The organism is Kangsaoukella pontilimi (assembly GCF_009830125.1).
Taxonomy (GTDB): Bacteria; Pseudomonadota; Alphaproteobacteria; order Rhodobacterales; family Rhodobacteraceae; genus Kangsaoukella; species Kangsaoukella pontilimi.
In genome coordinates this window covers 491,523-510,290 of sequence record NZ_WUPT01000001.1, presented here as the reverse complement: position 1 = coordinate 510,290, position 18,768 = coordinate 491,523, and the positions used below count along the sequence as shown (strand labels likewise).

Here is an 18,768-nt window from a genome sequence, read left to right as displayed (position 1 = left end):
TCCGGCTTCGGCCCTATACTGCGCCCGGACGACCTGAGACGAGTGACGCATGAGCGGCCGTAGCCTGACGCCTGAACTGCTGCTCGGGGCCTATGCCTCGGGCGTGTTCCCGATGGCGGACAGCCGCGACGATCCGGCGGTCTACTGGGTCGAGCCGCGCCGGCGCGGCATCATCCCGATGGACTGGTTCCGGGTGTCGCGCTCGCTGGCGAAACGCTTGAAGAAGCCCGATTACAGCGTTCATCTGAATGAAGATTTCGCCGCCGTCCTTAACGCCTGCGCGGACCGGCCCGAGACATGGATCAACGACACGATCCGCGACCTGATGCTGGCGCTGCATGATCGGGGGATCGCACATGCGTTCTCCGTCAGGACCAGTGACGGGGCGCTGATCGGGGGAATGTACGGTCTTGCCCTTGGCGGCGCGTTCTTCGGCGAAAGCATGTTCTCGCGGCAGCGCGACGGCTCGAAAATAGCCCTGACATGGGCAATCGACCATCTTCGGCGCACCGGCTTCACCCTGTTCGATACGCAGTTCATCACCGAACACCTGCGCTCGCTCGGGGCCGAGGAAATCCCGAAAGAAGAGTATATGGAGCGTCTGCGCCGGGCCATCACCGAAGGCGCGGACATCCACGCCCTGCCCCTCGAGACCGACCGTCAGGCCGTGGTGCAGCGAATGACCCAGACGTCGTAGCGCGCATGGTCCAGCGCGTTCAGCGCAGGGCTGGACGCCACCATCCATCCGCCGAAAATCGTACCGCCGCGAAGACCGTCCGCGATATCGAGCCAGGCATAGGCCTCACCCGTCGGGTTGTCCTCGGGATAGCGGCAGTCCGCCAAGGTCACCTCGATGCGGCCCAGCGTTGCGGTTTCGCCCACGCGCAGCTCGATATCCGTGACTTCCCCGGACACCTTGTCCAGCCCCTTGAGAAGCGCGCCGGCACCGGATGCCGCACGGATGCTCCCCTGTTCCACGTCGGGCGCTACGGTCACCGTGCTGCCGTCGACGGGCGACGTGATCACGGCGTCCTGCGCAATCGCGGGCGCAGACAGCAGGGCGATCAGCAGAAGAGCCGCCATGCGCATCAGCCGTCGTCGCCCGAGACGAAGCGCAGAAGAAGCTGCACGATGGAGACCGAGCTTTGCGTATCCTCGATCTCGCTTCCCGGCTCCAGGTTGAAGGCCGAGCCGCCGGGCAGAAGCTCGACGAAACTACCGCCGAGAAGACCTTCGGAGGAAATCACGACCGCTGTGTCTTCGGGCAGAAGCACCTCGTCATCGACGGTGAAGCGGGTGTCGGCGCGGAAGGTCGCCGGGTCCAGATCGAGCGACAGGACAGAGCCGACCTTGACGCCTGCAAGGCGCACGTCGGTGCCGATGCCGATCCCCTCGGCCGAGCGGAAGGACGCGGTGTAGGAGGAATCGCCCGATCCGCCGGCCCCAAAGCCGCCGAACTGGGAGCTGTAGGCCAGAAACCCGGTCGCGACGGCAAGAACGACGCCGCCGGTCAGAACCTCTGTGACGTTTTCCGACATGGGGTTACTCCGGCGTCCACGCCTCGTAATCGCTCCGGTCGACCGGGTCGGGCCGCCGGATCGATCCCGCGGGCGCATAGGCGGCGGGCGTACCGGTCAGGTTTTCCAGATGCGGCTTTTCCCAGGGCTTGCGCTTCAGAGGTGCCTCGGTCGGCGGCTTGTCCCAGGTGTGGTGCAGCCAGCCGTGCCATTCCGGGCTGACCCGGCTCGCCTCGGCCTCGCCGTTATAGATGACCCAGCGGCGTTTGCCGCCATCCGTCTGGTAAAAGACGTTGCCGGCGTTGTCCTCGCCCACCTTCTGGCCCTTGCGCCAGGTGAAAAGCTGCGTGCCCCATGTCTGGCCGTTCCACCATGTCACGGCCCGGAGAAGCGTCTGACCAAGACCCATTTCGGCTCCCTCGGTTGTCTTTCGTTCTCTATGCCCGAAGCCCCGGAGGAGATCCAGTCAAAGCGGGGCTCACCCGGCAGGACACCGCGCGGTCACTTCGATTTCGATCTTCATGGCTGGTTCCTGAAGCGCGGCGGCGATCATCGTGGCGGCGGGACGCGCATTGGCAAAGGCCGCCGAGGTGATGGGCCAGCAGCGCGGCCACTCGGCCGGGTCCGGCACGATGTAGCGCACACGGACCACGTCATCGAGGCTCGCGCCCGCCTCTTCCAGCGCCCGCGCGATGGTGTCGAGCGTGTTCCGGCACTGCTCCTCGATGCTCTCTGGCATGGTCATCGTGGCGTAGTCGTAGCCGGTCGTCCCCGCGACGAAGACCCAGCCATCGGCCACCACCGCGCGGGAATAGCCGATCTGGTCCTCGAAAGGTGATCCCGTCGAAATTCGTCTTGTCATTCTTTTTTTGGCCTCTCCAATCACGAAAAACGGGCGTCCGGTGTCCCGAACGCCCGCGCATACTCCCGGTACGCTTCTAAGGTCAGCTTGCGCTGGCCGGCTCTTTCTTGGCGTCGGCGTGGATCATCAGCGGCTTGGCGTCCGAATTGACCGCCTCTTCGTTGACCACCACCTCGGTCACGCTGTCCATGCCCGGCAGGTCGAACATCGTGTCCAGAAGGATGTCTTCCATGATCGAGCGCAGGCCACGCGCGCCGGTCTTCCGCTCGATCGCCTTCTTGGCGATGGCCTTCAGCGCATCGTCGGTGAAGTTCAGCTCGGTATCCTCAAGCTCGAAGAGGCGCTGGTACTGCTTGACCAGGGCATTCTTCGGCTCGGTCAGAATGGTCATCAGCGCGGCCTCGTCCAGGTCTTCCAGCGTCGCGATGACGGGCAGACGGCCGACGAATTCCGGGATCAGACCGAATTTCAGAAGATCCTCGGGCTCGAGTTCCTTGAAATATTCACCGATGGACTTTTCGCCGGGCGATTTCACGTCCGCGCCAAAGCCCATGGCCGACCCCTTGCCGCGCTGCTCGATGATCTTGTCGAGACCGGCAAAGGCGCCGCCACAGATGAAGAGAATGTTGGTCGTGTCCACCTGCAGGAATTCCTGCTGCGGATGCTTGCGGCCGCCCTGCGGGGGCACGCTTGCCACGGTCCCTTCCATGATCTTCAGAAGCGCCTGCTGCACCCCCTCGCCCGACACGTCGCGGGTGATCGAGGGATTGTCGGACTTGCGCGTGATCTTGTCGACCTCGTCGATGTAGACGATGCCGCGCTGCGCGCGCTCGACGTTGTATTCGCTGGCCTGAAGCAGCTTCAGGATGATGTTCTCAACGTCCTCGCCCACATAGCCCGCCTCGGTCAGGGTCGTGGCGTCGGCCATCGTGAAGGGCACGTCGAGGATGCGCGCCAGCGTCTGGGCAAGAAGCGTCTTGCCGCAGCCGGTGGGGCCGATCAGCAGGATGTTCGACTTGGCTAGCTCGATGTCGGATTTCCCGGCATGGTTCAGACGCTTGTAGTGGTTGTGGACGGCCACCGACAGCACCCGCTTGGCATGAGCCTGACCGATGACGTAATCGTCCAGCACGTCACAGATTTCCTGCGGCGTCGGCACACCGTCCGAGGCTTTCAGGCCGGCGCTCTTGGTCTCTTCGCGGATGATATCCATGCAGAGTTCGACGCATTCGTCGCAGATAAAGACCGTCGGGCCCGCGATAAGTTTGCGAACCTCGTGCTGGCTTTTGCCGCAGAACGAGCAGTAGAGAGTATTCTTGCTGTCGCCAGAATTGTTCGCCATCGCCTTAACCTCTTGGCGTTTCCGCCATTTCCGCGCCCGAAAAACCGCTTTCGGGGCCTTTCACCTTACCGCCGCCCGGCTTTCGGACGAGCCTAGGCGCTCACCCACACGGGTACAACGCCAAAATAATGTCGAAGCCGATCACAAGTCCGGGCGTGGCCGGAGATCGACAACGGGTTAATCCGCGTCCGCTTCGGGCCGCGCCCGGTTCTCGACGATCTCGTCGATGAGGCCCCATTCCTTGGCCTCTTCCGGCGTCATGAAATTGTCGCGCTCCAGCGCGTCCTCGACGGCCTCGAGCGTCTGGCCGGTGTGGCGGACGTAAATCTCATTCAGGCGGGCCTTCAGACGCTCGACATGGCGGGCGTGGATCATGATATCCGTCGCCTGCCCCTGAAAACCGCCCGAAGGCTGGTGCACCATGATCGACGAATTCGGCAGGCTGAGGCGCATTCCCTTGTCGCCTGCAGCAAGCAGGAGCGAGCCCATGGAAGCGGCCTGCCCGACCACCAGAGTGGCGACCTTGGGCCGGATGTATTGCATCGTGTCGTAGATCGACAGGCCTGCGGTTACGACACCGCCGGGGCTGTTGATATACATCGAGATTTCCTTGGACGGGTTTTCCGCCTCGAGGTGCAGAAGCTGCGCGACGATGAGCTGGCTCATGCCGTCATGGACCGGACCGTTCACGAAGATGATCCGCTCTTTCAGAAGCCGCGAGAAGATATCGTAGGCCCGCTCGCCCCGGCTGGTCTGTTCGACCACCATCGGTACGAGGTTCATGTAGGTCTCGATCGGATCGTGCATGTGTGCCTGCCTTGAAGTCGGTCGGTTTGTACCGAATGGATGTTGCCAGAGTCTTAGTGGTGCGCCTCGGGAATGCCAAGAGATGGGCCGTGAAAAGACCGGTTGCAAGTGCCACATGCTTAACGCCGCTTGAAGCGCCACCGCGTCAGGCTAGCTCGGCTGTCGATGACACAGCTGGACTTTCCCCCGACCCGGACCGCCGCGCTTGAGCGGCTGTCGCGCTTCCTGCCTCATGCGGGGCGCGACTATGCGCAGCTTCGGAACCACGACCTGCCAGGGAATCCCCATGTCTCGCAACTCTCACCCTACCTGCGGCACCGGGTTCTGACAGAGGAAGAAGTACTCGCCTCGGTCCTGTCGCGCTGGTCTTTGTCGAGCGCCGAGAAATTCGTGCAGGAGGTCGTCTGGCGGGGCTATTTCAAGGGCTGGCTCGAGCGGCGTCCTCAGGTCTGGGAAGACTACCGCCGCGATGTGGCAGGCGCCTGGAACCGCGTGCAGACCGAGGCGGGACTGCGCCAGTCATGGGAGGCCGCCTGCCGGGGCGAGACCGGCATCGACGCGTTCGACCACTGGGCGCATGAACTGGTCGAGACGGGATACCTGCACAACCACGCTCGGATGTGGTTCGCCTCGATCTGGTGCTTCACGCTGGAACTACCCTGGCAACTTGGCGCGGATTTCTTCCTCAGGCACCTGCTGGACGGCGACCCGGCGTCCAACACCCTGAGCTGGCGATGGGTTGCAGGGCTCCATACGCGCGGGAAACATTACGTCGCGCGGCCCGCCAATATCGCGAAATACACTGACGGGCGGTTCCGCCCCGAAGGTCTGGCCCCCTCACCCGATCCGCTTCGCGGACCGGACCATCCGCCACTTCAGACGCTGCGCGAGACCAGCCCTGCATTGCCCGGACGGCGCACGGGACTCTTACTGACCGAGGACGAGCTCAGCCCCGGTTGGCTTCTTGCGGGGCACGACATCGCGGCAACACTGATCGTTAACGGTTCTGCCGGTCGCTCGCCCCTTCAGGTCTCGGACGGGGTGCGTGAGTTCACCGGCGCCCTCATCGAAGACAGCGTCACACGCTATGCCGAAAAGCTCGGGCCATATGAGATAGTGTCCGACCCGGGCGACGTCGGCGTAAGGCTGTCTGACTGGGCCGGGCGACACGGACTTGAACAGGTGATCATACCGCATATGCCGCAAGGACCGGCGCGCGATCTGCTGGTGGCGCCGTTGGAACGGCTTGGGTCCTCAGGTGTGAATATTGCCGAGATGCGACGGCCTTACGATCAGGCGATATGGCCCCATGCGACGGCGGGCTTCTTCAAGGTGAAGGCCAAGATACCGGACGTACTCGACACGCTCGGGCTGACGCGGCCGAAGCGAGGCACGGCTCAGGACTGACCGCGTTTCGGCGCGCCCCATTCCTCGAAAAGGCTCTCGGCAAGCGAATCCGTTTGTCCCAGATCGCGGGCGCGCGCCGAGCGGCGACGTCGTGCGATCGGATCGGCAATGACCGGCCACAGCAACCAGAAACCAATCGTACTCAACAAAGCGGCCGGGACGAGGTGCAGCATGTCCATTCGGACTCTCCCGTTCCCAGAAAAGCGCCGCCCCCAGACGGCACCGGATCAACTTGTCGGCTAAAAGTGGCAAAACATTGGCAACGGACAAGAAAATGACGTAACGGCACGACCTGGGGGTGCTTTTTGACCAAGACTGCGGACGGAGAGGCATGACGCGCGCACGTGCGACCACCTTGGGCTTCGGCGCCATCCTGATGTGGGCGCTCCTTGCGCTTCTGACCGATATGAGCGGTGCGGTACCGCCGTTCCAGCTTGCCGCGATGACCTTCGGACTGGGCGGCCTGGCTGGGTTTGCGCTGATGCGGGCCCGTGGCAGATCGATCTCGGTTCTCCGGCAAGCTCCGAAAGTCTGGCTCCTGGGTGTGGGCGGACTGTTCGGCTATCATTTTCTCTATTTCACCGCATTGCAGGCCGCGCCGCCCGCCGAAGCGAGCCTGATCGCGTTTCTCTGGCCTCTGCTCATCGTCCTCGGCTCGGCGCTTGTCACCGGCGAAGGGCTGAGGCTCCACCATCTGGCCGGAGCACTCTTCGGACTGGCGGGTGCGGCGAGCCTCGTGCTTGGCACAAATCTGTCCCTGCCTGATCCGGCCTATCTGTCGGGTTACCTGATCGCCTTCGCCGCCGCCTTCGTCTGGGCCGGGTATTCGGTCCTGTCCCGCACGGTCGCTACCGTGCCGACAGATGCCGTGACGGGCTTTTGCCTCGTCACATCCATACTGGCCTGGGGCGCGCATTTCATTTTTGAAACAACGGCCTGGCCCGACACGCCCATGGCTTGGGCCGCAGTCATCGCGCTTGGGATCGGGCCGGTGGGGCTGGCTTTTTTTCTGTGGGACATCGGCATGAAGCGGGGTGATATGTCGCTTTTGGGCGCGGCCAGCTATCTTGCGCCCCTTCTCTCGACCCTCATCCTGCTGGCTGCCGGGCGTACTGACCCCTCGGTTTCGCTGGCGTTCGGATGTCTGGCGATTACGTTGGGCGCGCTTGTCTCGACCGCGCCAAACTGGGTCGCGCGACGGTCAGACCGTCACTAGGACCGCCCCGCAGACGTTGCCCTGATTGGAGTGACCGGGTCGTTGTTCTGCGCCTCTTCCTCTTCGTTGTCGAAGGAGGCGCGCGGGAAGGTCACACTCAGAGAATACGTACCCTCCTCGCTTTCGACATTCAGCGTGCCGCCAAGCTGGCGCGTGAAGGCGTCAATCAGTTGCGCGCCCAAGCCCTGCTTGCGGAAAGCGACAAGACCTTCGCTCGACACGTCCGTCTCAGCAGAGACGCTGTTGCGGACGCGCAGCCGGATATTGCCGTCATCACGTTCGCTGAGCGAAATGTCGATGAAGGCGCGCCCCTCTCGATCCTCTCCCAGATACTGAACCGCATTCGTCGTGGCCTCCGCCGTCAGAAGCGCAAGCGGCACGGCCTGATCGGTGACAAGTGAGAGCGGCTGGATATTGCGCGTGACATCGACGCCCTCTTCGGAACCGACACGCAGTGTCTGGGCGAGAATGGCCTCGACGAGACTGTCCGCGGGCACCCGCTCCAGCGTTTTTGCGCTGTACATCTGCCGGTGAATGGCGGCCAGCCCGAGCACTCTTTCCTGCAGGCGCCCAAGAACCTCTCCGGTTTCGCTGTTCCGGCTTTTCCTGATCTGCATGTTCATGATCGAGGCGATGAGCTGCAGATTGTTCTTCACGCGATGATGGACTTCGCGCACCAGCAGGGTCTTTTCATGGACCGCGTTTTCAAGCTCTGCTTCGTCTTGAATGATCACCTCTGCCATCGCGAGGAAGCTCTCGTTGATGTCGCGGAACTCGCTTGGCTCCAGGGGGCTCGTCTCGCCGATCTCCGAGATATTCCGGTTTTGCGCGAAGCGGCGCATCCTCAGGCCAAGACGGCGCACATGACGCACGACCAGGCGGCTGAGCGCGACATAGGTGATCGCCAGCGTTGCGAGCCACATGGCAATCGGGAAGATCCATGGCGCCAGCCGCGATCCGGCGGCGGGCATCTTTGCCTCGGCCGCGGTCCATGACGCGAGCGCGAAGATGCGGTCGTCGTGAATCGGCACGATAGAGAAATGCCGCGGCTCGCCGGCGCCATTGGCATCGGCGAACACCGTTCCGGCGGCGGAGGCAAGCTCGCTCAATGAGAGGGCTGCCGGAAGCTCGCTGGCGATCATGTCGTCGGCCATGCTGGAGCTTAGGACGACGCCGTCTGCTGTGAAGGTCACAATCCCTTCGGGCCGCCTGCTGGTCGCAAGCCCTTCCAAGGACAGGCGGCTCGACGTGGCGCGCAGCAAAACATAATGGTTGAAGCCGGAATCTGAGAAAACGGGCTGAGCGATGATCGTCTGCCGCCCCGACGGACCTCCTGCGGATTCGGAAACCAGGAAGGTGTCCGGAACGGCAAAGGCGGACGGTGGCCAGTCAAGCGCCTCCAGTGCACTGAGGTTCTCCGCACCGGTGCAGGTCAGCCCCTCTTCCGTGAGGAGACCCACAAAACTATAGCCCGTATGACGCGCGATGACGGACTGGATCATGTCCTGGCAGGCCGTCCCTTCGTTCCATCTGTACTGTGCGTAAAGGGAAACCGCGCTGGCGCTGCCGATGACGCCCTCGGCTGCTGCGATCTCATCGGTTACCGCATCGATGGTCGCGCTGAGCAGACCTTCCGTCGCGCGCTCGGCAAGCGCGTCCGACAATCTGGATGTCTGATATACCGCGATGGCGCCAATCGGCGCCATCGTCAGGGTCAGAAGCAAGAGTAGTCGCGCTGTCAGTGAGGACAGGCCTGCCCGTGTTATGCTCTGCCTTGGCAACATCTGATCACACCGATGACGATCCGCTTGCAGAGAGCACGGCCATCGTCGCCCGGTCGGTCAACTCGAGCTCTTCGTCATCCCGCAGATGCAACAGCTCGGCCAGCGCCTTTCGGCCCCGGTTTGCGCGGCTCTTGATCGTTCCGATCGCGACGCCGCAGGTCTCTGCCGCCTCTTCGTAGCTGAAGCCCGACGCGCCCACCAAAAGCAGCGCCTCTCGCTGTTCGACCGGCAGTTTGTCGAAAGCGCGCATGAAGTCGTTCATCTGAAGGCGGCCGTCATGCGATGGTTTTTCTGCCAGCCCCGCGGCGAACACACCGTCCACGTCGGGCACCTCGCGCTTGGCCTTCCTGCGGTTCGAATAGAAGGTGTTCCGCAGGATGGTGAAAAGCCATGCGCGAAGGTTGGTCCCGACCTGAAACTTGTCGAAATTCGTCCACGCCTTGACCACCGTGTCCTGAACAAGGTCATCGGCCTGCGCCGAATTGCGGGTCAGCGAAAGTGCAAAGGCGCGCATTGCGGGCAAATGCTCGATCAACTCGTCCTCGGGCGACTTCTGGGGCGCTTTTGCGCTGTCCGATACCATTACTCGTCCCCTTCGGAGGATTTCACCGGCGTTTCGCCGCGCTTGAGCTTGCCAAGAAGGTCGGCGAACCGGTCGGGCACGCCCTCGTTTACGACTTCGTCAAACACCCGACGAAGGTTCTCGTCGATTTCCTGATAATCACGCTTACTTTTTGGCGGGTTGCCCATGGACGGGTTTTCCTCACATGATATTTTTTGCCTGACGTCGGAACAAAACACAGCTCGTCTGTCTTTGGTTCCAAACAATGGGGACGAAACTCTGATATGTCGGACTTTAAACTAGAGCAAACTTTAACAGAGGCCATTGCCGCCGAACTTCCTTTCCTGCGGCGCTATGCGCGGGCACTGACGGGAAGCCAGAAAACTGGCGATACCTACGCGGCCGCAACGCTCGAGGCGATCCTTGCCGACCGGTCGGTCTTCGCGACGGACGTTCCGCCGAAAGCCGCCTTATTCCGGGTTTTCCATGGCATCTGGACGACGACGGGCGGCACCTTCGATGACGCCGAGTCTTCTCTTGAGGCCCGCGCGCAAAAGCACCTTGCCGGTCTGACAACCGGATCGCGCGAAGTGCTGCTGATGCATTCGATCGAACGCATGCCCGTTTCCAGCATCGCTCTTGTCATCGGGTCGTCCGAAGACGAAGTGACCGAGCTTCTAAACGCTGCTCATCGCGAGATGTCGAACTCTATAGCGGGTCGCGTTCTGATCATCGAAGACGAGGCGATCATCGCGATGGACCTAGAAAGCATCGTTACCGAGATGGGTCACGAAGTGGTGGGCAACGCCCGCACGCGGACGGATGCGGTAGCAATGGTCAACGAGCAAAAGCCCGATCTTGTGCTGACCGACATCCAACTGGCCGACAACTCGTCGGGTGTGGACGCGGCGCGCGACATTCTCGAACGCTATCCGGATATGCCGGTGATCTTCATTACCGCCTTCCCCGAGCGTCTTCTGACCGGCGAACGCCCGGAACCGGCCTTCCTGATCACGAAACCATATTCCGAGGATCAGGTGCGCTCGGCCGTCAGCCAGGCGATGTTCTTCTCGTCGACCGAAACACTAAAAAAGGCCTGAACGCAGGCTGCTTCTTCAGGTAAGTCGCAGGCATTCGCGAATATGCCTGCGACACTTTGTTTTCCTGCGGGCGGTCGCACGCTGACTTGCGGCGGTTTGCCGCTATTTGGGAACCCGGTATCGCGCTTCGAGTTGAGGGGCGAGCGGCAAGGAACTGAAATCCTGGCGGAAACTGTTTTCGCGCCGTGGGTGTGACATCGGACAAGACGGGAAACAAAGAATGGACGACCTGATCATCAAGCCCAAGGAAAGCGACCACATGACCGCGCAGCAGCGCGAGGAATCGGTGTCCAAGGCTTCAGCCCTTCCCTCTGCTCTCATCTACGAGATCATCCGACGCGAAGGCGAGGAAGAGTTGGCGCGGTCCAACCGGTCTCTGGTCTGGTCCGGGGTGGCCGCAGGTCTGATGATGAGCTTTTCCGTTCTCGGAGAGGCGGTTTTCCGGACCTACCTGCCGGATGCACCACATCGCTACTTGATCGAGAATATCGGTTACAGCTTCGGCTTCCTGCTGGTCATCATGGGCCGGTTGCAACTTTTCACGGAAAACACAATCACCACCGTTTTCCCGTTTCTGAACAAGCCTTGCTGGGACTGCGGTCTCTCAACGCTTCGCCTGTGGAGTATCGTTCTGGCGGCCAACGTGGTCGGAGCCTTCGTGGCCGCGTGGGTAATGCATTCGACCGCCGCCATTCCCGAAGATCTCCGACCGGCAATTCTTTCGCTGTCTGAACATGCGACCGGCATGGGTGCATGGCAGAGCTTCATGCGGGGCATTCCCGCGGGTATCTTGGTCGCAGCGCTGGTCTGGTCGATGCCTCAGGCGTCGGGAACACGTTTCTTCGTGATCCTTGCCTTCACCTGGCTGATCGCCGCGGGCGACTTCACCCACATCATCGCGGGTTCGGTCGAGATGGCGTATATGCTGGTCAGCGGAAACATCGGTCTGCCGGCGGCTCTGAGCGGCTTCTTTTTCCCCACCCTGATGGGCAATATCGTTGGCGGCACCGCCATCTTCACGATGATCGCTTATGGTCAGGTCGTGGACGAGTTGCCCCCGGAGGAATGATCCGTCAGACGAGGCCCGCCGGGGCGTATTTAAGCAGAATGGGCACGACAAGGTCTTCTTCGTCTTCGAGGTGCCGGTTGAGAAAGCGTTCGGACGTCTCGAGCACTTTCTCCATCGCTGCGGCCGCGTCCTTGTCCGCCTGCCCCGCAACCGTCGCCTGAATCAGAGCGTTTGCGGCGGTTGCAAAATCGTTCAGGTGGCCGTCAATCGCGTGATGATCGCGGTCGAGGATGTCGAAGCCGCGGCTCAACCGGTTATCCAGCGAGATGAGCTGCGGGAAATAGTGATGGTCTTCGATGGAGTGATGACCGTGAAGCTCATTCAGGAACATGCCACCATAGCGTGACAGGCGCGCGGCATGGTTTTTTGCGTCCAGCCGGTCATCGAGTCGATTGCGCATATCCTCCTGCATGCTTCCGAGAAGCCGGCGGAACATGAGATGACGGTCGAGCCAGAAACGGATCAGGCCGCTGAAATTCGGATCCGCCTCCCAGGCGTCGCGCGGATATTGTTCGAGGAGAACGCGCAGCGCATCTGGAAGCGCGTCGCGGGTGGCGAGATCGGTTGCCGTCATCGGTCTTTCCTTCTTCCGGCCGGAAACAGAGCGATACCGTTTTCCGGGCGCCCGCACCACGCACCATTCTTGTGCGGAAAAGATGACCTGACCGGCTGCCAGAGAAGACCTTCACGCCAGGCGCTGCAGTGCCATGCGCAGGTTAGAGCGGATCCGTTCGGGAGCAAGCAGGCGTTTTATCGTCGGAGAACGTGAAGATGGTCCCCTGCGCAAGAGCGATGTTCGATCGTTCCAGACAGTTCGCTCTGTCGGTCCGGGCGGAGCGACCCAAGACGAGCCGCGCCGAGGGTCAGCAGACGAGAACGCGCGCCCGCACTTTGCCAGTTCCGGCATGAAGATCAGTGCAGGCGGCGCTTTTCAGAATTGAACCCGGCGAGGTAGGACTGAAATTCTTCGAGAAACTCCCAGAGCCGCGTGGAATTCGCCTCAAGCCGGTCGAGGTCTTCCGGCAGGATGGGGTCGGGCGACACTGCCTTGTGACGGAGCCCACGCGTATGGCGCAACATGGACGACAGGATCGTGCGCATCTCGGCGCCAGAACCGATGGCGAAGCGCGCCAGCGCCACCTGAAGCGCCGACGGCTCCTGGGGTTCCTCGGGAGCAGCAGCAGATCGGCTGAGCGCGCCCAGGACCGCACGGGACATCATGTCGGGGCCCATCATGTCCTTGATGAGGAAGTCACGGCACCCCGCTTTCATGGCGTCGATGGCAACCTGTATCTGGCCTTCCCCCGCCACCATGATCGACGCCGCACGCTTCTGGTTCGGATGGCGCTTCAGCATTTCGAGTGCGATCAATCCATCCCCCTGAACCAGCCGGTAGTCCAGAAAGAACAGGTCATAGACGGCCTGGTCGATCTTCGATGCGAATTCGGCGATGGTCGACACCTCGGTAAAGGAGATCTCGATATCGGCCTCGCGGCAGAGTCGCTGGATGCGGCGACGGTCGACAGCGTTATCGTCGAGAATGACTGCGCGGATGGCCGCCGTGCTGAGCGGGCTGGGTCGTACTTCCTGACTATTCTGGGCGATCTGGTCCGTCATTCTGTCTCCTTTCTTCCGGCGAAATCCGGCTGCACCTGAGAAAATCAAACAACTCTCAATTCCATGAGTCTCGGCGGTGTCGAGCCCGGCAGGCGGACGACCATCATGTAGGCCTTGAGCATGCCGAGCGCGGATTTCAGCGTTTCGTAAGCGTTGTCCTTGACGATGTAGCCCGCGATATTCTTCGCATATGCGGCAGCAATATCGGTCGGCGCGTCGCTTGTGGTGACGACGAAAATCACCGCGTCATGCAAAGACGAATCCTTCCGGATCTCTTCCAGAAACTGAAGACCGCCCATCCGTGGCATGTTCAGATCAAGCGTCACCACATAGGGTTTCTCGATCCCGTCAGCGCCACCATCGCGCAGTTTTTCAAGCGCCTCGACGCCGTTTCGCGCCACTTCGACCGGGTTGGCGAGGTCTAGTTTGCGGATCGCGCGTTTCATTCCCATGATCGCTACATCGTCATCATCGACAATCAGGAAGGTGACACGATCCCCACGTCTGCTCATGCTGCGGCTTCCCCGATTGAAGGTGTTCTACTCTCATCAACCGGCATAGGAGAAATCGGTATACGAAGGATGAAGACCGAACCCCTTGATTGCTCGGGGTTTGAGACAAGTTCGATCTGCCCGTCCAGCTGACCGATCAGACGCTCGACCATGGCAAGCCCCAGCCCACTGCCTTCGACCCGGTCGCGGCTTTGAAGCGTGCTGAACAACTCGAAGATCTGGTCCTGGTACTGGATCGGTATGCCGGGCCCGTCATCCTCGACCTCGAGCAGGAGGCGGTTGTCCATCAAACGCGAGGTGACACGCACCATTTTCGCGTCGCGATCATGGTGCTTTATTGCGTTGCTGACGAGGTTCAGAAGAATGGTGCGCACCGGCGTCTCTGGCACCCAGACCTGTTGATCGCCTTCGAACAGCAAGGTCACATCGTGGTCATCACCCAACATGTCACGAATGTCGATCAACATGGTCTCGAGATCGACAGAGGTCGCACTGTAGCCGGTCGCCCCGGCGCGGGCATAGTCCAGCAGATCGCTGAGAAGCTGAGACAGCCGGTCGGTCCGACCGCGGATCAGGTCGAGATTTTCAAGCGCCGCTTCAGGCAATCCCTCGGCGTGGTCCTCGATCGTCCATTCGACGAGGTCGCTTATCGCCCGGAGGGGAGAGCGCAGATCATGCGACGCGGCATAGGCGAATTGAGCCAAATCCTCGTTTGATCGCCTCAGCTCGCGCGCGTTCGTCCGAAAGACCTCCAGCGCTTCGGTGACCCGGCCCAGTTCGTCATTACCCGCTTTGATTCTGAGGGGGGCAAGATCGCCCTTGGCGATACGCAAAACCTCATCGGTCAGACGCTCAAGCCGACCGCTGATGCGCTTTGTGAAGATCAGCCACACGGCCAGCACGATGCCCAGACCGATGCCGGCATTCAGGATGATCTCGTCGAAGATCTGCCCCCGCGCGTCGGACGCCGCCTTCGTGTAGACCTCGGCGATATCTGTCTGGCTGGCTTCACCATAGCGCGCGAGAACAGACCCCACGGCGGCAATCGCGACGGACACTTCCGCTTCGCTTTTTCTGGCGCCTGCCTGCACAGAAATCATACGCTCGGTCATCTGAAAAAGCCCGTCAGGCCCGGACACGCGCACCCTGATGTCGCCAAGGATTTCTGCGATGGGACCCTTTGCAGCAGTGCCTGGCAATCGTGACAACGCGCGGACGCTGCCGTTCAGGATCTGACCGAGGTCTGTCAGAACTTCCAGTGCGTGTGGCGCGGTCTCGGCTGTGCCGAGGTCGTCGATGCGGTCAAGAAGCGCGGCCATTTGCATGCGGAACCGGAAGCGTCGCTCGAAATCGTCACCCGCGCCGACGCCGTCCCGCTGACTGGTCAGCAGGTCGGCTTCGAACGGAAGAACCAGACCGCGCAATCGCGTCGCGTCGCTTGCAAGGGCGCGTTTCAAGTCGGCCATGCGACTGGCAAGGGTTATGGCGGTTTCATAACCGTCGAGTTGTTCGGTGAGTGCCAACTGCAGACCGGCAAGACGATTGCCAAGCTCCGCTCCAGTCGAGTCCGACGATCGCAACGTCCGAGAAACCGAGGATATCTCGCCGAGGACATCGTCGATATCGGCCCGGATCCTTGCGATTTCCGCAAGGTCCATGGCCGCCAACAGATCCTGCTCGATCAATTCGACGCGGCGCGTGGCGTTCGACAACCGCTGAATATCCTGGATCGTCGTTTCAACGCGCGCCCCGAGATCGAGAAACACCCGCGCCGAATTGTGCAGATGGCTGACACGCTCGAGCGATTGCAGTCCCATCACAAGAGCGAGCGGCAACAGCAGCAGGCTGATGCTTGTTCTGATCGAGATCGACCGCATTTGTCCCCCGGTTCCAGGCATTTCACACAATGGACCGGTCCGGATTTACCATGAGTTAAAGCTTGTCGGTTTTGTTGCGGCGCCAGGGGCTAGGAGAATCCTGAGATGCCGGAACCGACGACTACGCTTTCGCGCCGCACGCTATTGGGGGCAGGCCTTGCCTCGTTCTGCACCCCGGCCTTTGCCGAAATGAGGGATGGGACGCATTTCGCGATCGCTGATCTCGTGCGTGGCGCGCCGGAGGCCATTGGAAGACCGTTGCGGATCGTCTTGCCCGCCGGCAGCGCGGCCAATCTCGTTCCCGTGGCACGGCAATTCACCGACCTGACCGGTATCGATGTCGAGCTCGATCCGGCCGGCGTACACGATGTGGCGTCGAATGTCCTGATCGCACATCTCGAAGAGGTGCATCGGTACGACTTCGCACTTCCAGCGACCTATGACATTCCCGACCTCGTGGCTGCCGGTGCCCTCGTCCCGATGGACGATATCGAACTGCCTGGCCGCGTTCCCCCGTCTGCCGCCGCGATCTATAGCGAAGGGGACAGCTTCGACGGAAAACATTATGGATATCAGACGGATGGGGACACGTATCTGGTCTTCCTCAACCGAAACATTCTCGAGGATCGGGCGATCGCGGATGGCTATGAGGATGCGTATGGCGCGCGCTTTGCGGCACCTGAAAGCTGGGGCGAATTCGACCGGCAGGTCGCATATGTATCGTCTTCGCCGGGGGATGCCTTCGGGGCACTTCTCCCAAGGGCCCCCGGTTATGTGGAATGGGAATTCTGGCTGCGCTTTCTCGCGAAAGGGGTCTGGCCCTTCTCTCCCGAATTTCGCCCGCAGATCGCGGGTGACGCGGGCGTAGAAGCGCTCGAAGACATGCTCGCGCTGTCGCCCTTCCTCGCACCCGATGCATCGAGTCACCGTGGCCTCAGCGGAAACTGGCAGAGTTTCCAGACTCTGCCGATCTACATGACGTTCGGCTGGGGGGGCGCGCAGAAGCTCATGAACCAGCCGGGCAAACCGCTTCACGGCCGCCTGTCCCACGCGGTGATTCCCGGTGGCGACGGTCCGAACACCCCAGCCGCGTTGCCTTGCTTCAACTGGGGATGGTCCTATTCGGTTGTCAGCCGGACGGAGATGCCGGCAGTCGCCAAAGCCTTCGCCCTCTTCGCGGTGTCATCCTCGGTTTCGACGGATGCAGTCAGACAGGCCGACGGGTTCTTCGATCCGTTTCGCGACGAGCATTACCGCGACCCGGACATCCGCGCGATTTACGGCGACGCATTTCTCGAAACCCACCGGGCGTCGCTCGCCAATGCCATTCCCGACCTCTACATCGCCGATCGCGGTGCTTTCTTCTCGACCCTCGGCATGTGGCTTCGCCTTGTGCTCGACGGTGTCGTCCCTCCGGCCGAGGGCCTGACGCGCGTGTCTCAGCAATGGGAACTGCTCACGGACAGGCTCGACCGGGCGAAGCAGGCCGAGCGTTGGCTAAGCCTGCGCCGGAAATTTCCCGACCGCGTAGCGGCCAATCTTCGCGACCTCGTCGCCTGAAACCATCGACAGGAGACCCGCCATGCACGCACTCGACATCCGCGTCACGCCGGACGGCGACGAAATCGACGACATCGTCTACCGAATCTCGCACGATCTGAGGGCGTCGGTACGCGCGCTGCGCGAGCTTCCGGTCTGGTTGAGCGAGGATCTGTCCGAACAGGGCATCCGGCTCGAGGGCGAACCGAAGGATACTCTGAACCTCATGCAAAGCCACGCCATTCGTCTGGACAACATGCTGGACGGACTTCTGGCCTATTCGCGGGTCGGACGGCTTCAGGACATGGTCAAGGCCAATCCGCAAACCATCTTCAACTCGGTTCTGGCCGAATTGTCGCCCGGCGACGCGCCCCGGTTCTTTGCACAGTTCAACCCCGTCGCCCTGAGAATCGGGTCCAGCGACGTCGCCCGCATCTTCCAGATCCTCCTGTCGAACGCGCTAAGACATGCCGGAGAGACACCGAAGATCGAGATCACCTCCTGCAAAAGCGGCGATGTCTGGGAGCTTCTGGTCTCGGATGACGGCCCCGGAATTCCAGATGCCGACAAAGAGCGGGTCTTCCGACCCATGGTGAAACTGGTATCACGAGACGAGGATGACGGCGGCGGCATGGGCCTCGCCATCCTGCGGAAGATCGTCGAGAATTACGGCGGCTCGGTGCATGTCGAAGACCGCCTGCGCCGGGGCGGGGTCACTTTCCGTCTCCGCCTGCCGGTTCTGGATTATTCCGGCGTCGACATGGTCTGAAATCCTATGGCAGTCCCCGCCTCGGGGGGGTAAACCCGCCCTGCAGACCGCCAAGGGGGACGCCGTCGTGACCAATTCACATCCGATCCGTATCGCTCCATCCATTCTTGCCGCCGATTTCGCGAATTTCGGCGCAGAATGTCGTGCCGCAGAGGACGCGGGCGCCGACTGGATCCATGTCGACGTGATGGACGGGCATTTCGTCCCCAACCTGACCTTCGGCCCCGCCATGTGCAAAGCGCTTCGTCCGCATATCAGGGGCACAATGGACGTCCACCTCATGATCGCGCCCGTCGATCCCTACATTCAGGCCTTCGCCGATGCGGGCGCCGACGTGCTGACGGCCCATGTCGAGGCCGGCCCACACATCCACCGCACGCTTCAGGCGATCCGGGCGGCCGGCGTGAAGGCCGGTGTCGCGCTCAACCCCGGCACACCGGCCAGTGCGGCTCAACCGCTTCTCGACATGGTGGACCTGATCTGCGTGATGACCGTGAACCCCGGCTTCGGCGGACAGAGCTTCATCGCCTCGCAGCTTCAGACCATCCGCGACGTGAAAGCGATGATCGGCGACCGGCCGATCCATATCGAGGTGGATGGCGGCGTCGACACCAAGACCGCGCCGGACGTGGCACGGGCGGGCGCGGACGTTCTGGTCGCGGGCTCGGCGGTGTTCCGGGGCGGCTCGGTCGAGGCACCGGACGCCTATGGTGCGAACATCGTAGCCATCCGGGCCGCCGCCGAGTCCGCGCGCGGTGAAATGGCCTGAGGCCGGCGAAGGCGCTCTT

The 18,768-nt window shown here is 61.9% G+C and carries 22 protein-coding genes; 8 read left to right on the top strand and 14 right to left on the bottom strand.

Annotation, left to right across the window (positions count from 1 at the left end):
- Nucleotides 1-49: 49 nt before the first annotated feature.
- The gene (gene aat / locus GQ651_RS02645) at nucleotides 50-697 is read left to right on the top strand and encodes a leucyl/phenylalanyl-tRNA--protein transferase (protein ID WP_160762662.1); all 648 of its coding nucleotides are present in this window, start codon (nucleotides 50-52) and stop codon (nucleotides 695-697) included.
- Here aat and GQ651_RS02640 read toward each other — a convergent pair.
- The 6 genes from GQ651_RS02640 to GQ651_RS02615 all read right to left on the bottom strand — a co-directional run bounded on the left by GQ651_RS02640 (nucleotide 661) and on the right by GQ651_RS02615 (nucleotide 4,528).
- Complete coding sequence (locus tag GQ651_RS02640; RefSeq protein ID WP_406565442.1) at nucleotides 661-1,089, bottom strand: DUF2155 domain-containing protein; 429 nt, start codon at nucleotides 1,087-1,089, stop codon at nucleotides 661-663. The genes aat and GQ651_RS02640 overlap by 37 nt on opposite strands.
- A complete protein-coding gene (gene mlaD, locus GQ651_RS02635; protein WP_160762660.1) occupies nucleotides 1,089-1,538 on the bottom strand; it encodes an outer membrane lipid asymmetry maintenance protein MlaD in 450 nt (149 codons plus the stop codon). The genes GQ651_RS02640 and mlaD overlap by 1 nt, the downstream gene beginning before the upstream one ends.
- A gap of 4 nt (nucleotides 1,539-1,542) precedes the next feature.
- Nucleotides 1,543-1,926 (bottom strand): NADH:ubiquinone oxidoreductase subunit NDUFA12, encoded by a 384-nt coding sequence (locus tag GQ651_RS02630; protein WP_160762659.1) that lies wholly within the window; start codon nucleotides 1,924-1,926, stop codon nucleotides 1,543-1,545.
- A gap of 69 nt (nucleotides 1,927-1,995) precedes the next feature.
- Nucleotides 1,996-2,379, bottom strand: coding sequence for a RidA family protein (locus tag GQ651_RS02625; RefSeq protein ID WP_160762658.1), 384 nt, complete (start codon nucleotides 2,377-2,379; stop codon nucleotides 1,996-1,998).
- A gap of 82 nt (nucleotides 2,380-2,461) precedes the next feature.
- Complete coding sequence (clpX, locus tag GQ651_RS02620; RefSeq protein WP_160762657.1) at nucleotides 2,462-3,721, bottom strand: ATP-dependent Clp protease ATP-binding subunit ClpX; 1,260 nt, start codon at nucleotides 3,719-3,721, stop codon at nucleotides 2,462-2,464.
- A 177-nt stretch (nucleotides 3,722-3,898) separates the two neighbouring features.
- Entirely contained in the window at nucleotides 3,899-4,528 is a 630-nt protein-coding gene (locus GQ651_RS02615) for an ATP-dependent Clp protease proteolytic subunit (protein ID WP_160762656.1), read from the bottom strand.
- Between the two features lie 165 nt (nucleotides 4,529-4,693).
- Here GQ651_RS02615 and GQ651_RS02610 point away from each other — a divergent pair, with 165 nt between their 5' ends.
- On the top strand, nucleotides 4,694-5,935 hold the full coding sequence (locus GQ651_RS02610) for an FAD-binding domain-containing protein (protein WP_160762655.1): 1,242 nt from the start codon (nucleotides 4,694-4,696) through the stop codon (nucleotides 5,933-5,935).
- On the opposite strand, the gene GQ651_RS02605 is transcribed toward GQ651_RS02610, so the two are convergent.
- A complete protein-coding gene (locus GQ651_RS02605) occupies nucleotides 5,926-6,114 on the bottom strand; it encodes a hypothetical protein (protein WP_160762654.1) in 189 nt (62 codons plus the stop codon). The genes GQ651_RS02610 and GQ651_RS02605 overlap by 10 nt on opposite strands.
- Nucleotides 6,115-6,266: 152 nt before the next feature.
- On the opposite strand from GQ651_RS02605, the gene yddG reads away from it, so the two are divergent.
- Complete coding sequence (gene yddG, locus GQ651_RS02600) at nucleotides 6,267-7,151, top strand: aromatic amino acid exporter YddG (protein ID WP_160762653.1); 885 nt, start codon at nucleotides 6,267-6,269, stop codon at nucleotides 7,149-7,151.
- Here the strand turns inward: yddG and GQ651_RS02595 are convergent.
- The 3 genes from GQ651_RS02595 to GQ651_RS02585 form a co-directional block, all read right to left on the bottom strand.
- Nucleotides 7,148-8,857 (bottom strand): sensor histidine kinase, encoded by a 1,710-nt coding sequence (locus GQ651_RS02595; RefSeq protein WP_160762652.1) that lies wholly within the window; start codon nucleotides 8,855-8,857, stop codon nucleotides 7,148-7,150. The genes yddG and GQ651_RS02595 overlap by 4 nt on opposite strands.
- An 82-nt stretch (nucleotides 8,858-8,939) precedes the next feature.
- Nucleotides 8,940-9,518 (bottom strand): RNA polymerase sigma factor, encoded by a 579-nt coding sequence (locus GQ651_RS02590; RefSeq protein ID WP_160762651.1) that lies wholly within the window; start codon nucleotides 9,516-9,518, stop codon nucleotides 8,940-8,942.
- Nucleotides 9,518-9,685: a NepR family anti-sigma factor gene (locus tag GQ651_RS02585; RefSeq protein ID WP_160762650.1), complete on the bottom strand. Its 168-nt coding sequence runs from the start codon at nucleotides 9,683-9,685 to the stop codon at nucleotides 9,518-9,520. The genes GQ651_RS02590 and GQ651_RS02585 overlap by 1 nt, the downstream gene beginning before the upstream one ends.
- 96 nt (nucleotides 9,686-9,781) lie before the next feature.
- On the opposite strand from GQ651_RS02585, the gene GQ651_RS02580 reads away from it, so the two are divergent.
- Nucleotides 9,782-10,597 carry a response regulator gene (locus tag GQ651_RS02580; RefSeq protein WP_160762649.1) on the top strand — a complete coding sequence of 272 codons (816 nt, stop codon included), beginning with the start codon at nucleotides 9,782-9,784 and terminating at the stop codon, nucleotides 10,595-10,597.
- Between the two features lie 220 nt (nucleotides 10,598-10,817).
- Nucleotides 10,818-11,666: a formate/nitrite transporter family protein gene (locus GQ651_RS02575; protein ID WP_160762648.1), complete on the top strand. Its 849-nt coding sequence runs from the start codon at nucleotides 10,818-10,820 to the stop codon at nucleotides 11,664-11,666.
- 4 nt (nucleotides 11,667-11,670) lie between these two features.
- On the opposite strand, the gene GQ651_RS02570 is transcribed toward GQ651_RS02575, so the two are convergent.
- From GQ651_RS02570 to GQ651_RS02555, 4 genes are all read right to left on the bottom strand, one after another.
- Nucleotides 11,671-12,240, bottom strand: coding sequence for a hemerythrin domain-containing protein (locus tag GQ651_RS02570; protein ID WP_160762647.1), 570 nt, complete (start codon nucleotides 12,238-12,240; stop codon nucleotides 11,671-11,673).
- Between the two features lie 338 nt (nucleotides 12,241-12,578).
- A complete protein-coding gene (locus tag GQ651_RS02565) occupies nucleotides 12,579-13,283 on the bottom strand; it encodes a response regulator (protein WP_160762646.1) in 705 nt (234 codons plus the stop codon).
- Between the two features lie 44 nt (nucleotides 13,284-13,327).
- The gene (locus tag GQ651_RS02560) at nucleotides 13,328-13,795 is read right to left on the bottom strand and encodes a response regulator (protein ID WP_160762645.1); all 468 of its coding nucleotides are present in this window, start codon (nucleotides 13,793-13,795) and stop codon (nucleotides 13,328-13,330) included.
- Nucleotides 13,792-15,672 (bottom strand): sensor histidine kinase, encoded by a 1,881-nt coding sequence (locus tag GQ651_RS02555; RefSeq protein WP_160762644.1) that lies wholly within the window; start codon nucleotides 15,670-15,672, stop codon nucleotides 13,792-13,794. Before GQ651_RS02555 ends, GQ651_RS02560 begins: the two co-directional genes overlap by 4 nt.
- Before the next feature lie 105 nt (nucleotides 15,673-15,777).
- On the opposite strand from GQ651_RS02555, the gene GQ651_RS02550 reads away from it, so the two are divergent.
- The 3 genes from GQ651_RS02550 to rpe all read left to right on the top strand — a co-directional run bounded on the left by GQ651_RS02550 (nucleotide 15,778) and on the right by rpe (nucleotide 18,749).
- A complete protein-coding gene (locus GQ651_RS02550; protein ID WP_160762643.1) occupies nucleotides 15,778-17,232 on the top strand; it encodes an extracellular solute-binding protein in 1,455 nt (484 codons plus the stop codon).
- A gap of 22 nt (nucleotides 17,233-17,254) precedes the next feature.
- The gene (locus GQ651_RS02545) at nucleotides 17,255-17,980 is read left to right on the top strand and encodes a sensor histidine kinase (RefSeq protein ID WP_160762642.1); all 726 of its coding nucleotides are present in this window, start codon (nucleotides 17,255-17,257) and stop codon (nucleotides 17,978-17,980) included.
- Nucleotides 17,981-18,047: 67 nt separating this feature from the next.
- Entirely contained in the window at nucleotides 18,048-18,749 is a 702-nt protein-coding gene (gene rpe / locus GQ651_RS02540; protein WP_319637295.1) for a ribulose-phosphate 3-epimerase, read from the top strand.
- Nucleotides 18,750-18,768 lie beyond the last annotated feature (19 nt).

Bases quoted from the DNA above. Each gene is read 5' to 3' on its own strand.
- aat (WP_160762662.1), top strand. From the start codon at position 50: ATGAGCGGCCGTAGCCTGACGCCTGAACTGCTGCTCGGGGCCTATGCC.
- GQ651_RS02640 (WP_406565442.1), bottom strand. From the start codon at position 1,089: ATGCGCATGGCGGCTCTTCTGCTGATCGCCCTGCTGTCTGCGCCCGCG.
- mlaD (WP_160762660.1), bottom strand. From the start codon at position 1,538: ATGTCGGAAAACGTCACAGAGGTTCTGACCGGCGGCGTCGTTCTTGCC.
- GQ651_RS02630 (WP_160762659.1), bottom strand. From the start codon at position 1,926: ATGGGTCTTGGTCAGACGCTTCTCCGGGCCGTGACATGGTGGAACGGC.
- GQ651_RS02625 (WP_160762658.1), bottom strand. From the start codon at position 2,379: ATGACAAGACGAATTTCGACGGGATCACCTTTCGAGGACCAGATCGGC.
- clpX (WP_160762657.1), bottom strand. From the start codon at position 3,721: ATGGCGAACAATTCTGGCGACAGCAAGAATACTCTCTACTGCTCGTTC.
- GQ651_RS02615 (WP_160762656.1), bottom strand. From the start codon at position 4,528: ATGCACGATCCGATCGAGACCTACATGAACCTCGTACCGATGGTGGTC.
- GQ651_RS02610 (WP_160762655.1), top strand. From the start codon at position 4,694: ATGACACAGCTGGACTTTCCCCCGACCCGGACCGCCGCGCTTGAGCGG.
- GQ651_RS02605 (WP_160762654.1), bottom strand. From the start codon at position 6,114: ATGGACATGCTGCACCTCGTCCCGGCCGCTTTGTTGAGTACGATTGGT.
- yddG (WP_160762653.1), top strand. From the start codon at position 6,267: ATGACGCGCGCACGTGCGACCACCTTGGGCTTCGGCGCCATCCTGATG.
- GQ651_RS02595 (WP_160762652.1), bottom strand. From the start codon at position 8,857: ATGGCGCCGATTGGCGCCATCGCGGTATATCAGACATCCAGATTGTCG.
- GQ651_RS02590 (WP_160762651.1), bottom strand. From the start codon at position 9,518: ATGGTATCGGACAGCGCAAAAGCGCCCCAGAAGTCGCCCGAGGACGAG.
- GQ651_RS02585 (WP_160762650.1), bottom strand. From the start codon at position 9,685: ATGGGCAACCCGCCAAAAAGTAAGCGTGATTATCAGGAAATCGACGAG.
- GQ651_RS02580 (WP_160762649.1), top strand. From the start codon at position 9,782: ATGTCGGACTTTAAACTAGAGCAAACTTTAACAGAGGCCATTGCCGCC.
- GQ651_RS02575 (WP_160762648.1), top strand. From the start codon at position 10,818: ATGGACGACCTGATCATCAAGCCCAAGGAAAGCGACCACATGACCGCG.
- GQ651_RS02570 (WP_160762647.1), bottom strand. From the start codon at position 12,240: ATGACGGCAACCGATCTCGCCACCCGCGACGCGCTTCCAGATGCGCTG.
- GQ651_RS02565 (WP_160762646.1), bottom strand. From the start codon at position 13,283: ATGACGGACCAGATCGCCCAGAATAGTCAGGAAGTACGACCCAGCCCG.
- GQ651_RS02560 (WP_160762645.1), bottom strand. From the start codon at position 13,795: ATGAGCAGACGTGGGGATCGTGTCACCTTCCTGATTGTCGATGATGAC.
- GQ651_RS02555 (WP_160762644.1), bottom strand. From the start codon at position 15,672: ATGCGGTCGATCTCGATCAGAACAAGCATCAGCCTGCTGCTGTTGCCG.
- GQ651_RS02550 (WP_160762643.1), top strand. From the start codon at position 15,778: ATGCCGGAACCGACGACTACGCTTTCGCGCCGCACGCTATTGGGGGCA.
- GQ651_RS02545 (WP_160762642.1), top strand. From the start codon at position 17,255: ATGCACGCACTCGACATCCGCGTCACGCCGGACGGCGACGAAATCGAC.